Below are 14,116 nucleotides of genomic sequence, written 5' to 3'. Positions count from 1 at the left end.
CTTCCGTTGCCGGAGCGCGGTTCCGGCGACGGCGTTGAGGAGTTCTGGTGGGGTACGGTTTCGATCTCGATGATGTCGCGTTCCTGCGCTCGGCGGCCGGACGGGATGCCGTCGCCGAGCTTTCCGGGCTCGCGCTGACCAATTCGACGCGGCTCAACGACGTCGCCGCCGCCCGCAAGCTCGTCGGCGAGCGGTTCGCGGCGGCCGCGTTGGAGACGGCCGTGCTGCGGCGCAAGGCGGAGTCCAAATTGGACGACCCCGCCGGCTGGTTGTTCACCGATCCGGCGCTGCAGCAGGCGACGGCGAGCGTGGTGGCGCGGCATCGCGCGCAACGGCTTGCCGGGCGCGACGTGCACGACGTGACCTGCTCCATCGGCGCGGATCTGGCCGCGTTGGCCGCCGTCGCCCGCCGCTGCGTGGGCTCCGATCTCGATCGAGTCCGGTTGGCCATGGCCCAGCACAACCTCGCGGTCGCCGGGCGGTCGGTGGCGCTCGTGGCAGCCGATGCGCTGCGCCCGGTGACCCGCGGCACGGCCGTGGTCGCGGACCCGGCGCGCCGGGACGACGCCGGCCGGCGTCGCTGGAACCCAGCGGATCTCGTCCCACCGCTGGACGACCTGCTCGACGTCTACGCCGGCCGCGATCTCGTGGTGAAGTGCGCCCCGGGGCTGGATTTCGCGGCGGTTCCGGACACCGCCGAGGCCGAGGTGGTGTCGCTGGCCGGGCAGGTTCGGGAGGCCGCGCTGTGGTTCGGCGCGCTGGCGGACCCGCAGGTTCGGCGCCGGGCGACGGTGCTGCGGCCGGACGGCACCGGTTGGACGATCACCGACGCCGAGCCGGACGACTGCCCGGCCGTCGAGGTCCGGCAGTGGATCGTGGACCCGGACGGCGCCGTGGTGCGCGCCGGGCTCGTCAGGCACTACGCCGCGCGGCACGGGCTCGCCCAGCTCGACCCGCACATCGCCTACCTGACCGGCGACGAGCCGCCCCCGGGCGTCCGCGCCTTCCGGGTCTTCGAGCACTGCCGCTACAACGAGAAGTCGCTGCGCGCCCTGCTGAGCAGGCACGAGGTGGGCAGGCTGGAGATCCTGGTCCGCGGCGTCGACGTGGATCCGGATGCGCTGCGCCGCCGCCTCAAGCTCAAGGGCTCGCGGGAAGCCACCGTGGTGCTGACCAGGGTCGGCGACACCGCGATGGCGTACCTGTGCCACGCCGAGCGCACCTGAGTGCGCTAGGTCACTCGATTTCCCCTTCCGGGAGGGCGCGCTGTGAGCGTGCCGAAAACCAGAGGCAGTCGGTGCGACGCCTTCTCTATGCTTGGGCGAAGTATGGGTACGTCGTCTGTTGAATCTCCGCTCGTCGATCTGCGCGAACGGTTGTCCGAGCTGATGCTGCACGACCAGCGTCGGCTGCGTCGTCGCATCGAGGGAGCCCGCAAGCTCCGCGACCAGCAGGCCCTGGCGGCCGTGACCGCGGAGATCACCGGCGACATCGAGGCCGCGGAGCGGCGGATCGAGCAGCGCCGCGCGAACGTGCCCGAGATCAGCTATCCGGAGGCGCTGCCGGTCAGCCAGCGCCGGGACGACCTGCTCGCGGCGATCCGCGACAACCAGGTCGTCATCGTCGCAGGTGAGACCGGTTCCGGGAAGACGACGCAGCTCCCGAAGATGTGCCTGGAGCTGGGCCGCGGCATCCAGGGCCTGATCGGGCACACCCAGCCCCGGCGGCTGGCCGCCCGCACCGTTGCCGAACGCGTCGCCGAGGAACTCGACACCGAACTCGGCGACGCCATCGGCTACCAGGTGCGCTTCACCGAGCGGGCCGGCACCGACACCCTGGTCAAGCTGATGACCGACGGCATCCTGCTTGCCGAGATCCAGCACGACCGGCTGCTGCGGCGCTACGACACGCTGATCATCGACGAGGCGCACGAGCGCAGCCTGAACATCGACTTCATCCTCGGCTACCTCAAGCAGCTGCTGCCGCGCCGCCCCGACCTGAAGGTGATCATCACCTCGGCCACCATCGACCCGGAGCGCTTCTCGCGGCACTTCGACGACGCGCCGGTGATCGAGGTCTCCGGGCGCACCTATCCCGTCGAGGTCCGGTACCGCCCACTGCTGGACGACTCCGACGAGAACGAGGACGTCGTCCGTGACCAGACGCAGGCCATCTGCGACGCCGTGGGCGAGCTCTGCGCGGAAGGGCCCGGCGACATCCTGGTCTTCCTCAGCGGTGAACGGGAGATCCGGGACGCCACCGACGCGCTGAAGCAGCAGAACCTGCGCAACACCGAGGTGCTGCCGCTGTACGCGCGGCTGACGGCCGCCGAGCAGCACCGCGTGTTCCAGCCGCACTCCGGCCGGCGGATCGTGCTGTCCACCAACGTGGCCGAGACCTCGCTGACCGTGCCGGGCATCAAGTACGTCATCGACCCCGGCACCGCGCGCATCTCCCGGTACAGCTTCCGGACGAAGGTGCAGCGGCTGCCCATCGAATCGATCTCGCAGGCCTCGGCGAACCAGCGCAAGGGCCGCTGCGGCCGGGTTTCCGAAGGCATCTGCGTGCGGCTGTACTCCGAGGAGGACTTCGAGTCCCGCCCGGAGTTCACCGACCCGGAGATCCTGCGCACCCACCTGGCCTCGGTCATCCTGCAGATGACCTCGCTGGGGCTGGGCGAGATCGAGTCGTTCCCGTTCCTGGAGCCGCCGGACCGCCGCCAGATCACCGACGGCGTCAACCTGCTCCACGAGCTCGGTGCCCTGGACCGGTCGAAGACCGAGCTGCACAAGCGGCTGACCCCGGTCGGCCGCAAGCTCGCCCAGCTGCCGATCGACCCGCGCATCGCGCGGATGGTGCTCGAAGCGGAGCGCAACGGCTGCGTGCGCGACGTGCTGGTCATCGCCGCCGCACTGTCCATCCAGGACCCCCGCGAGCGACCCGCGGACAAGCAGCAGGCCGCCGACCAGAAGCACGCGCGCTTCGTCGACAAGGACGCCGAGTCCGACTTCGTCACCTACCTCAACATGTGGCGGTACCTGCGCACCCAGCAGAAGGAACTGTCCTCCAACCAGTTCCGGAAGCTGTGCCGGACCGACTTCCTCAACTACCTGCGGGTCCGCGAGTGGCAGGACCTCTACGGCCAGCTGCGGCAGATGGTCAAGTCGATGGGCATGACGCTCGGCGACGAGCAGGCCGAGGTGTCGCGGATCCACCAGTCGGTGCTGGCCGGCCTGCTGTCGCACATCGGCCTCAAGGACGTCGAGAAGAAGACCGAGAAGAAGCCGGGACAGCCCGGGCGCGGTTCGAACGAGTTCCAGGGCGCGCGCAACGCCAGGTTCGCCGTGTTCCCCGGCTCGTCGCTGTTCAAGAAGCCGCCGCGCTGGGTGATGGCGGCGGAGCTGGTGGAGACCTCCCGCCTCTGGGCGCGCATCGCCGCCCGCATCGAACCGGACTGGGTGGAGCAGCTCGCGCAGCACCTGGTGAAGCGCAGCTACAGCGAACCGCACTGGGAGAAGGATCGCGCCGCGGTCGTCGCCGTCGAGCGCGTCACGCTCTACGGCGTTCCGCTGGTGGTCGGCCGCAAGGTCAACTACGGGCGCATCGACCCGGAGCTGAGCCGGGAGCTGTTCATCCGGCACGCGCTCGTGGAGGGCGACTGGGACACCCGGCACGCGTTCTTCCACGAGAACCGGGCAATGCTCGACGAGGTCGAGGACCTCGAGGAACGGGCCCGGCGGCGCGACATCCTGGTCGACGACGAGACGCTGTTCGAGTTCTACGACCAGCGCATCGGCGCCGACGTCGCCTCCGGCAGGCACTTCGACTCGTGGTGGAAGAAGGCCCGCCAGGAACAGCCGGACCTGCTCAACTTCGAGAAGTCGATGTTGATCAACCAGGAATCGGCGGCGGTCAGCGACCAGGACTACCCCGACTTCTGGGCGCAGGGCGGGCACCGGCTGCCGCTGTCGTACCAGTTCGAGCCGGGCGCCGACGCGGACGGCGTGACCGTGCACATCCCGCTGGCGGTGCTCAACCAGATCGAACCGGATGGTTTCGACTGGCAGATCCCCGGCCTGCGCGAGGAAGTCGTGACGGCCCTGCTGAAGTCGTTGCCGAAGAACGTGCGCCGGAACTTCGTCCCGGCTCCGGACTTCGCCAAGGCGGCGCTGTCCCGGATGCCCTCGCCGGACGGCCCGCTGCTGGACGCCGTGCAGCGACAGCTCCAGGTCATGACCGGCGTCGCCGTGTCGCGCTCCGAATGGGACCTCGAGCGGGTGCCGGAGCACCTGAAGATGACCTTCCGCGTGGTGGACGGCAAGGGCCGCAAGCTCGCCGAGTCCAAGGACCTGGAGTCGCTCAAGCAGCGGCTGAAGCCCAAGCTCCGCGCCGAGATCTCCGCCGCCGCCGACGACGTCGAGCAGCGCGGGCTGAGCTCCTGGAGCTTCGGCTCGTTGCCGCGCACCTTCGAGCAGCAGCGTTCGGGCCACGCGGTGAAGGCGTATCCGGCACTGGTGGACGAGCAGGACAGCGTCGCGGTGCGGATGTTCGACACCGAGGAGGAGCAGCGGCAGGCGCTGTGGGACGGCACCCGGCGAATGCTGCTGCTGAACCTCCCGTCGCCGGTGAAGTCCATCCAGCGCGGGATGAGCAGCACCGCCCGGCTCGTGCTGGGCAGCAGCCGGTACGGCGACCTCGCCGCCGTGCTCGACGACTGCGTGAGCTGCGCCGTCGACAAGCTGATGGCGGATTACGGCGGCCCGGTGTGGGACCAGGCTGCCTACGATTCCCTGCAGGCCAAGGTCCGGGCACGGCTGGGCGAGGTCACCGTCGACGCGGTGTCCAAAGTGGAGCATGTGCTGATGGCGGCGCAGCGGGTGGAGACGCTGCTGGCCGACCAGCCCCGGAACCTGAATCCCGCCGCGCTCGCCGACATCCAGGACCAGCTGGGCGGGCTGCTCTACCCCGGCTTCGTGACCGGGACCGGTTTCGCGCGGCTGTCCGATCTGACGCGCTACCTGCGCGGGATCGAGCAGCGGCTGGACAAGCTGCAGCACCATCCGCAGCGCGACCGGGACTGGATGCAGCAGGTGGACGAGGTCGAGCAGCGCTACCAGGACATGCTTGCGGGCCTTCCGCCGGGGCGCGCCCCGGGCGAATCCCTGCGGGAGATCGGGTGGCTGATCGAGGAGCTGCGGGTGAGCCTCTTCGCGCAGACGCTCGGCACGTCGCAGCCGGTGTCGGTGAAGCGCATCCACCGCGCGATGGACAAGTTGGAGCGCTGATCCGGCGCTCGCCGCGACTGCCGGCGAGCCGGACAAGTGCTTGAGCAGGGTCGTGACATGCATGGCTGGCCCCTCCGGGGTGCGAACTGGTGCGTCGGGCGGGCACCGCGGCCGTCGGCCTGGTTCGGTGCATCCGAGGCGCGACCGCTTCGAGCTCGCGTGATTCATCGGGAATTGCGTGCTCGAAACGGCCGTGATCCCCGAAAAGCCGTGCTCTGCAAGGTCATGTGCCTGCAAAGGCCGCATGTCTGCCCCGCCGTGTGCCTGCAAGCCGTGTGCTTTGCGAAGTCGCCGTTCGGCGAAGGTTTTGCAGGGCCGGAGTTTCGGAGAAGGGTGCCTCAGGCCGCCCAACATCGAGTATTCGCGCTCGAACTGTCGTTCGCATCACTCGACGGGGTGGAACCCGCTGCGAGATCGCGGATTCGACTCCTCGCGCGCGGCCGCAGCCGGAAAACCCGTTGGGAATGGGGAAGAACCGCGTCCGCCGCGAACTCGGCGGCGAACGCGGCGGCGAACGCGGCGGAGCGCTGTCGTGCCGCTCAGGTAGCGGGGGAGACGGTCACGCCCAATGCGCCCGGCCCCGCGTGGGCGCCCAGGACCGCGCTCGTCTCCTCCAGGGTGACGCGGCGGATCTGGGGCAGCTGGGACCGCAGGTCGTCCAGCACGCGCTGAGCTCGGTCGGCGAACTGGAAGTGCTCGACGCCGATGTCGACCGGTCCGCTGCCGGCTCGCTGGACCGCGTTCGCGACCGCCTTCTTGAGCGCCCGGTCCGGCCCGATGCCCTTCGTCAGCTGGTCGATGATGCCTTCCTTGAGGGCGAGCACCGGCTTGATCGACAGGGTCTGGCCGAGCCAGGCCTGCGCGCGCCCGATCCGGCCGCCGCGCTGCAGGTATTCCAGGGTGTCCACGTAGAGCAGCTGCGTGGTGGTGCGCAGGCGCCGGTCCAGCACGCTCATCACGCCCTGCGGGGTCGCGCCGGAGACCGCGGCTTCGGCCGCGGCCATCACCGGGAAGCCGAGGCCGAGCCCGACCAGCCGGGAGTCGACCACGTAGACCGGGATGCCGATCTCCGCCGCGGCGGTGCGGGCCGATTCGCAGGTCCGGGAGAGCCCTTCGGAGATGTGGATGGAGATGATCGCCTCGGCGCCGGAGGACGCGACGTCCGTGTAGTTCCAGAAGAAGGCAGGTGGTGGCGGTTCGCCGGTAGCCACCGGGATCCCGTCGCGCATCGCCTGGGCCAGCGTCGGGTGCGGCACCCGGCGCTCGTCGTTGTACTCGTCGCCGACCTTGAGCTCCAGCTGGACGACGGAGATGCCCAGCTGTTCGGCGACGTCGTGCGGTATGGAAGCCGTCGAGTCGGTCACGATGGCGACGCGTTGCCTCATGCGGGCCAGGCTACTAACTGGTAGGCGGTCGGCGTGCGTGCCCCGGCAGAAATAACGTCACCGGCACCCGGCGTTCTGGGGTACGGCGAGGTGAGTACCGTCACGTCAGGGGCCTGGTTGCACCGGTGCTACCGGCTAGTAACATTCTGGGTGGTTGGCGTCACTGTGCTTTTCGAACAGGGACGTGGCAAGGTCAACCTACCCGGACAAAACAGCGCCGGGTCCACAAGCAAAGCCGCTGGAGGACCAGCGAGCGTCGTCTGTCCGCAGGAGGTCGAAGAGGGCCCATGAACATCGTCGTCCTGGTCAAGCAGGTGCCCGACACGTATTCCGAGCGGAAGCTGTCTGCGGCGGATCACACGTTGGATCGTGAGTCGGCCGATGCGGTGTTGGATGAGATCAACGAGCGCGCGGTGGAGGAAGCGCTGTTGATCAAGGAGGCTCAGGGCGGCGAAGTGACCGTCGTCTGCATGGGCCCGGATCGCGCGACGGATGCGATTCGCAAGGCGTTGTCGATGGGTGCGGACAAGGCGGTGCACCTCTCTGATGAGGCGTTGCACGGCACGGACGCGCCGTCGACCGCGCGGGCGTTGGCGAAGGTGATCGGCACCGTGGAGGGTGTTGATCTGGTGATCGCGGGTAACGAGGCCACAGATGGTCGCACGGGTGCGGTGCCGGCGATGGTGGCCGAGGTGCTGGGCTGGCCGCAGCTGACGTTCGCGCGCAAGGTCGTCACCGATGGTGCTTCGGTGTCGATCGAGCGGGAGACCGACGCGGGGATCCTGAACGTCGAGGCCGCGTTGCCGGCGGTGGTCAGCGTGACGGAGAAGATCAACGAGCCGCGGTACCCGTCGTTCAAGGGCATCATGGCCGCGAAGAAGAAGCCGGTGGCCGTGTTGTCGCTGGCGGATGCGGGGATCGACGCGGGCGAGGTCGGTCTGGCTGCGGCGGGGTCGCAGGTGGTGGAGTCCGCGCCGAAGCCGCCGAAGTCCGGTGGTGTGAAGGTCACCGACGAGGGCGAGGGCGGCGTGGCCGTCGTGGAGTTCCTGGCCGGCGAGAAGCTGCTCTGAGTCGTTCACGGGTTTTCGAGGAGGCATTGATTCATGGCTGAGGTTCTGGTCCTCGTCGATCACGTGGACGGCGAGGTCAAGAAGGTCACTTACGAGCTGCTGACCGCGGCGCGTCGGTTGGGTGAGCCGTCGGCGGTGGTGGTCGGTGAGCCGGGTACCGCTGGGAAGCTCACCGATGCGCTGGCGGCCTATGGTGCGGCGAAGGTCTACGCCGCGGAATCGGCCGAGGCCGCGCAGTTCCTGGTGACGCCGCAGGTCGACGTGCTCGCCGCGTTGGTGGGCAGCGTGTCGCCGGCGGCGGTGCTGGTACCGGCGTCGATCGACGGCAAGGAGATCGCGGGCCGGTTGGCGATCCGCATCGGTTCCGGGTTGTTGTCGGAGGTCGTGGACCTCGACGCCGACGGTGTGGCGTCGCATTCGCTGTTCGGTGGCACCTACGACGCGAAGGCCAAGGTCACCACGGGCGTTCCGATCGTCACGGTGCTGCCGGGCGCGGTCGAGCCGGAGCAGGCCGCGGGTGCCGCGGCGGTGGAGTCGGTGGAGGTTCCGGCCTCCTCGGGTGCGAAGATCACCGGCCGGCAGCCCGCCGAGGCCGGCGACCGCCCGGAGCTGACCGAGGCCAGCATCGTGGTCTCCGGTGGTCGTGGTGTCGGTTCGGCGGAGTCCTTCGAGGTCGTGGAGAAGCTCGCCGACTCCCTGGGTGCCGCGGTGGGTGCCTCGCGTGCGGCGGTGGACTCCGGTTACTACCCGCACCAGTTCCAGGTCGGGCAGACCGGCAAGACCGTGTCCCCGCAGCTGTACATCGCGCTGGGTATCTCGGGCGCGATCCAGCACCGGGCGGGGATGCAGACGTCGAAGACGATCGTCGCGGTGAACAAGGACCCCGAAGCCCCGATCTTCGAGATCGCCGACTTCGGCGTCGTGGGTGACCTGTTCAAGGTCGCCCCACAACTCACCGAGGAAATCACCAAGCGCAAGGGCTGAGCCCCGAGCTGATCTGACGCAGAAGGCGGGTCGCACCCAGGTGCGGCCCGCCTTCTGCGCGTCAGCCCGCGCGAGCTTCGTCGCGGCCCTGGCAGGCGAGCCGGTCGGCGCGTTCGTTCTCCGGGTGGCCGTTGTGCCCCTTGACCCATTCCCATTGCACGTCGCCGTGGCGCGCGCATTCCGCGTCCAGGCGCTGCCACAGATCGGCGTTCTTGACCGGCTGCTTGGCCGACGTCAGCCAGCCGTTGCGCTTCCAGCCGTGCACCCACTGCGTGATGCCCTTGAGCACGTACGTGCTGTCCGTGAAGATGCGCACGGCGGGCATCGGCCGGGTCAGCGCGGCCAGGCCCTCGATGACCGCCATCAGCTCCATCTTGTTGTTCGTCGTCGCCGCGTCCTTGCCGTAGAGCTCCCGCTCGTGGTCGCCGTACCGCAGCACGACGCCCCAGCCGCCCGGGCCGGGATTTCCGCTGCATGCGCCGTCGGTGTAGAGGTCGACGTGGTCCGTCGTTCGCTGCATACCCGGAATCTAATCGCCGGCGCCGCTGCGTCGGTCCGGTGGTGGGTGACAGGAAGGTTCCCATGCTCGCGCCCGGCGCTCGGGGTAATGGCAGAAAGGTTTCCTTGCTCCGCATTCCGGGGTCGGCGGATGACAGGAAAGTTCCCTTGCTCTCGCGCTTGTGGCAGAAAGGTTCCCTTGCTCGCGTTCGGTGGCGCCTGTGACAGGAAAGTTCCCCTGCTTTCGGGGGTTCGAAAATCGGGTGCGGGGGTGGGTGGGGAGTGGCATGCTCGGCGGGCGTGCGAATACTGTTCACCGCCGGGCCCGGTTATGGGCTTATGCTGCCGATCGTCCCGTTGATCTGGGCTGCTCGGATCGCCGGTCATGAAGTGCTGGTCGCCACCACTGCCGAAATGCCCGATGTCGTTGCGCGGGCCGGGCTTCCCGTCGTGGACGTCTTCCCGGAGCACGACGTGTGGGACGCGTTGCTGCGCGGGATCACGTCGGAGGGTGATTCACCCGAGGTCCAGCGGGTGGCCGCTGCCACGGGGTTGTCCGAGGCATACGAGAAGGTGTCCCAGGCGGGCAATCCGTTCGGGCTGTTCACCTTGACCATGACCGAAGGCACCATCGACGCGGGCCGGGCGTTCGGTGCGGACCTCGTCGTGCACACCACCGATCACGCGGCCGGGCGGCTGGCCGCTGCCGCGCTCGGGGTGCCGGTGCTGGAGGTCGGCAACCGGATTTCCTGGTCGTCGCGGGACCCCGAGTTCCGCAACGGGCGCAACCTCTACGACGATGACGACGTCACCCTTGCCCTGCGGGACAAGCTCGGCATCCCCGGCGGTCCGCCGCGGGTGATCGCGCGGATCGATCCGCGGGCGCCCAGCATGGGCGGGCTCGTCGCGGACGAGCCTGATCCGCTGGACGGCGTCCCGTGGTGGTCGATGCGGTTCGTGCCGTTCAACGGCGGTGCCGTGGTTCCCGACTGGGCGTTGCGGCGGCCGGCGCGGCCGCGGGTCGGCGTCACCCTCGGCACCGTGGTGCCGGTCATGAGCGGCACCAGCAACCTCTCGGCCGTGATCGAGGCGCTCGGCGGGATGGACGTGGAGGTGGTGCTGGCCGCGGGAAAGACGGATCTGGCCGATCTCGGGACGCTGCCGGCCAACGTGCGTTCCGCCGGCTTCCTGCCGCTGTCGACGTTCTTGCCGACTGCTTCGCTGATGGTGCACCACGGCGGCTCCGGCACCACGGCCGCGCCGCTGCACTACGGCGTTCCGCAGCTGGTTCTGCCCGCTTTCGCGGACAATCCGATGTCCGCGGAGCGCGTGGTGGCCCGGGGCGTGGGGCTCTCCCACGATCCGGCCACTGTGGACGTCGTCACGGTGCGGGCGATGACCGAGCGGCTGCTCACCGAGCCCGGGTTCCGCGCGGCGGCACGCGAGGTGAGCGAGGAGATGGCCACCCAGCCCGGCCCCTCGTCGATCATCGAGCGAGTGGTCCCGCTGGTCGGCGCATGAGTCCGTCCCGAGGAGCCGACCCTCGCGCCGGGTCCGGCTCCTCGGGGTCGCGTCGTCGAATATCTGCTGTTCGGGTGGGGTTTCAGGGCTCCGTTCGGGGCAATGGTCCGGCGTCGCACCGGGGATTCACCGAAAGTTCCTGCTCCGTGTCATCGACTGGTGTGTTGGGTGTTCGCCGCGCGGCGATACACCTGCGGCATGTCCGAGACGCAGCTGCTGGCCAGCGCCACACCGAGTGCGGCGGCCGACGCCCACTACTCGCTGCTGTTCGCCAGAGACTCCGATGAAGTGCACGCCGCGCAACGCCTGCGCTACCAGGTGTTCGCCGAGGAGATGGGGGCCACGGTCACCGGTCGCGAGTTCGGCGTCGACCGGGATTCCTTCGACGAGCACTGCGACCACCTGATCGTCCGGGACGACCGTTCCGGCGCGGTGGTCGGGACCTACCGGATGCTGCCGCCGGATCGGGCGAAGGCAGCCGGAATGCTGTATTCGGAAACCGAATTCGACCTCTCCGCGCTCGACGAGCTGCGCCCCTCGCTGGTGGAGACCGGCCGGTCGTGCGTCCACCCGGACCACCGCAACGGCGCCGTAGTCAGCCTCGTGTGGACGGGGATCGCGCGGTACATGCTGTTGCACGGCCACACGATGCTCGCCGGCTGCGCGTCGGTGGCGTTGGACGACGGAGGCGTTCAGGCCTCGCACGTCTGGAACGCCGTGTCGGCGAAGCACTACGCGCCGGAGGACCAGCGCGTGCACCCCTACCGGCCTTGGGAGCCCTTCGAGGTCGCCGGGCGCGCGCCGCTGCCGCCGCTGCTCAAGGGTTACCTGCGGCTGGGTGCACAGGTGTGCGGTCGTCCGGCGCACGATCCGGACTTCGGGGTGGCCGACTACTTCGTGCTCCTGGACCTCAAGCGCGCCGACCAGCGCTACCTGCGGTTCTTCCTGGGCGAATCGGCATGAGCCAGTGGATGCCCACCTCGCCGTGCGGGCCGGGCTGCCTTCCGCCGCGGGACAAGCAGGCCGAGGTCGGGCTGCCCCGGGTTGTGCTGCGGCTGGGCGGGACCGCCGGGTTGCTGCTGGTCGGGTGCTTCCTCGTGCTGGCGCTCTCGGTGTTGCGGGCGGCGTGGCGCGATCGGGCGCTGGCGTTGTGGTTCCGGATGTTGTTGCGCACCTTGGGGATCGGTCTCGTGTTCGGGGAGCGGATCCCGCCGGGCGGTGCGCTGGTCGTCAGCAACCACGTCTCCTGGCTGGACATCGTCGCGCTCCAGGCGCTTCGCCCGATGCGGATGCTGGCCAAGGTCGAGGTCCGGTCGTGGCCGTTCCTGGGGCCGCTCGCCGGCCGGGTAGGCACCGTGTACATCGATCGCGACCGGCTCTCGGCGTTGCCCGGCGCGGTTCGGACCATCGCCGACGGGTTGCGCGCCGGGGCCGTGATCGGGGCCTTTCCGGAAGGGACGACCTGGTGCGGGCGGGCTTCCGGACGGTTCCGGCCAGCCGTCTTCCAGGCCGCCATCGACGCGGGCGTGCGGATGCAGCCGGTTGCGCTGCGGTTCAGGACCGCCGCCGGGGAACCGACCACCGCGGCGGCGTTCCTGGGCGATGCCACGCTGGTCGATTCGGTCCTCGCGGTGGCGAGGATGCGGGACCTGGTCGTGGAGCTGGTGGTGCTGCCCGAGCTGGTCGGCACCGACCGCCGTGAGCTGGCCAGGCAGGCGCAGGACGCGATCGCCGCGGCCACCGGTTCCGCCCCGGGCCACCAGGTGCCGGCGGAGCACCTCGCCGCCCTGCACCTCGCCGCCTGACCACCCCGTGCGTGCTTTCGGGTGCCATGACACCCGAAAGCACGCACGGGTCTTGATCCGCTTACGCAGAACGAGTGTGGAAATCGCCGCTTTGGCGACAAATGCTGGACCTCGACCGGGGTGCAGGTTGCAGGCTAGCCGGGTGGCCACTGTCGAGAAGTCCCAGAGCGCCCTGTGGAATCCCCAACGACGGACCTTCACCGCCGGACTGATCCTGGTCATCACCCTGGTCGCCTTCGAAGCCATAGGGCTGGGAACCGCGTTGCCCACGATCGTCGCCGAGCTCGATGCGCAGCACTGGTATTCCTGGCCGTTCACGGTCTTCCTGGCGGCCGCCGCCATCGGCACGGTGATCGGCGGGAGGCAGTCGGACCGGCGCGGGCCCGCGCTTCCGCTGCTGCTCGCCCTGCCGACGTTCGCGGTCGGGCTGGTCGTCGCCGCCGCTGCGCCGAACATCCTGGTCCTGCTCGTCGCGCGGGTGCTGCAGGGCCTCGGCGGCGGGGTGCTGATCGTCGCGCTCTACGTGATGATCGGCAGGGTCTTCCCCGAGGAGGACCGGCCCGCGGCGTTCGGCGCGCTGTCGTCGGCGTGGGTGGTGCCCGCGCTGGTGGGGCCGTTGGTCGCGGGATTCCTCACCGAGCATGCGAGCTGGCGCTGGGTGTTCCTCGGCCTCGCTCCGCTGGTGTGCATCGGCACGTTCTTGCTGGTCCCGACGGTGCGGCGCTTCGGTGCCCGCTCGGGCGAACCGTCGCCGCAGCGGCGCGGGCTGCCGCTTGCGGCGGTGGGCGCCGCGGCCGGTGTGGTGGCGTTGAACTTCGCCGCGCAGAACCCCTCGCTGCCGTCGTTGTTCGTTGGCCTGGCCGGGATCGTGGTGGTAGCGCCGTCGATCCGCCTGCTGCTGCCCAAGGGCACGCTCCTCGCGCGGCCCGGGCTTCCGGTGATGGTGCTGTCGCGCGGGTTCCTCGCCGGGTTGTTCTTCACCGCACAGGCGTTCGTGCCGCTGACGCTGTCCGTGGTGCACCACTATTCGCCGACCACCGCGGGACTGCCGCTGACCGTCGGGTCGCTGGGCTGGAGCGTCGGTGCCCTGTGGCAGAGCAGGCAGCGCAACCTGCGCCGGGAGTACGTGGTCGCGGCCGGATTCCTGCTGGTCGGCTTCGGGATCGCCGGGCTCGCGCTGACCTTGCCCGCGTGGGGACCGCACTGGCTGCTGTTCGCCTTCTGGTTCATCGCCGGCGGCGGGATGGGCATCGCGGTGGCCAGCACCGCGGTGCGGGTGCTCGCGCTGTCGCCGGAGGGCGAGCGCGGGTTCAACTCGGCGGCGCTGCAGATCTCCGACATGCTGGGGCAGGCGTCGATGGTGGGCCTCGGCGGTGTCGTGGTCGGTGCGCTGGCCACCGCGACCGCGCCGACCAGGGGCGTCGTGCCGCTGGATCTGGTGCTGGTGGTGGGCGCCGTGCTGGGGGCCCTGCTGCTCGTCCGTTCGGCCCGCGGCCGAACGTCCTGACCTGCGCCTTCCGCTGGACCGCGAGGTGGGCTCGGGTTCGCCCTGCATTACCCTGGACAGC

At 69.8% G+C, this 14,116-nt stretch carries 10 protein-coding genes; 8 read left to right on the top strand and 2 right to left on the bottom strand.

The window, feature by feature from the left end; all coding sequences use genetic code 11:
- Nucleotides 1–47 precede the first annotated feature (47 nt).
- Complete coding sequence (locus AC07EQ_RS25115) at nt 48–1,226, top strand: THUMP-like domain-containing protein (RefSeq protein WP_478390329.1); 1,179 nt, start codon at nt 48–50, stop codon at nt 1,224–1,226.
- 102 nt (nt 1,227–1,328) lie between these two features.
- Nucleotides 1,329–5,285 (top strand): ATP-dependent RNA helicase HrpA, encoded by a 3,957-nt coding sequence (hrpA, locus tag AC07EQ_RS25110; protein WP_478390328.1) that lies wholly within the window; start codon nt 1,329–1,331, stop codon nt 5,283–5,285.
- Between the two features lie 539 nt (nt 5,286–5,824).
- Here the strand turns inward: hrpA and AC07EQ_RS25105 are convergent.
- The gene (locus AC07EQ_RS25105) at nt 5,825–6,670 is read right to left on the bottom strand and encodes a DegV family protein (protein WP_478390327.1); all 846 of its coding nucleotides are present in this window, start codon (nt 6,668–6,670) and stop codon (nt 5,825–5,827) included.
- A 287-nt stretch (nt 6,671–6,957) separates the two neighbouring features.
- On the opposite strand from AC07EQ_RS25105, the gene AC07EQ_RS25100 reads away from it, so the two are divergent.
- Complete coding sequence (locus AC07EQ_RS25100) at nt 6,958–7,740, top strand: electron transfer flavoprotein subunit beta/FixA family protein (protein ID WP_478390326.1); 783 nt, start codon at nt 6,958–6,960, stop codon at nt 7,738–7,740.
- 33 nt (nt 7,741–7,773) lie between these two features.
- Entirely contained in the window at nt 7,774–8,724 is a 951-nt protein-coding gene (locus AC07EQ_RS25095) for an electron transfer flavoprotein subunit alpha/FixB family protein (protein WP_478390325.1), read from the top strand.
- A 61-nt stretch (nt 8,725–8,785) separates the two neighbouring features.
- Here AC07EQ_RS25095 and rnhA read toward each other — a convergent pair whose 3' ends face one another.
- Entirely contained in the window at nt 8,786–9,244 is a 459-nt protein-coding gene (rnhA, locus tag AC07EQ_RS25090) for a ribonuclease HI (RefSeq protein ID WP_452617602.1), read from the bottom strand.
- A gap of 278 nt (nt 9,245–9,522) precedes the next feature.
- Between rnhA and AC07EQ_RS25085 the strand changes: the two genes are divergently transcribed.
- From AC07EQ_RS25085 to AC07EQ_RS25070, 4 genes are all read left to right on the top strand, one after another.
- Nucleotides 9,523–10,743: a glycosyltransferase gene (locus AC07EQ_RS25085; RefSeq protein WP_478390324.1), complete on the top strand. Its 1,221-nt coding sequence runs from the start codon at nt 9,523–9,525 to the stop codon at nt 10,741–10,743.
- Between the two features lie 198 nt (nt 10,744–10,941).
- On the top strand, nt 10,942–11,706 hold the full coding sequence (locus AC07EQ_RS25080; RefSeq protein WP_478390323.1) for a GNAT family N-acetyltransferase: 765 nt from the start codon (nt 10,942–10,944) through the stop codon (nt 11,704–11,706).
- Entirely contained in the window at nt 11,703–12,548 is an 846-nt protein-coding gene (locus AC07EQ_RS25075; RefSeq protein WP_478390322.1) for a lysophospholipid acyltransferase family protein, read from the top strand. Before AC07EQ_RS25080 ends, AC07EQ_RS25075 begins: the two co-directional genes overlap by 4 nt.
- 142 nt (nt 12,549–12,690) lie before the next feature.
- Nucleotides 12,691–14,055, top strand: coding sequence for an MFS transporter (locus tag AC07EQ_RS25070; protein WP_478390321.1), 1,365 nt, complete (start codon nt 12,691–12,693; stop codon nt 14,053–14,055).
- Nucleotides 14,056–14,116: the final 61 nt, after the last annotated feature.

The sequence above is a fragment of the Saccharopolyspora sp. NPDC045839 genome, assembly GCF_056431645.1.
Note: the sequence above shows the minus strand (reverse complement) of the source record. Positions and strands in the feature narration are given on the sequence as shown.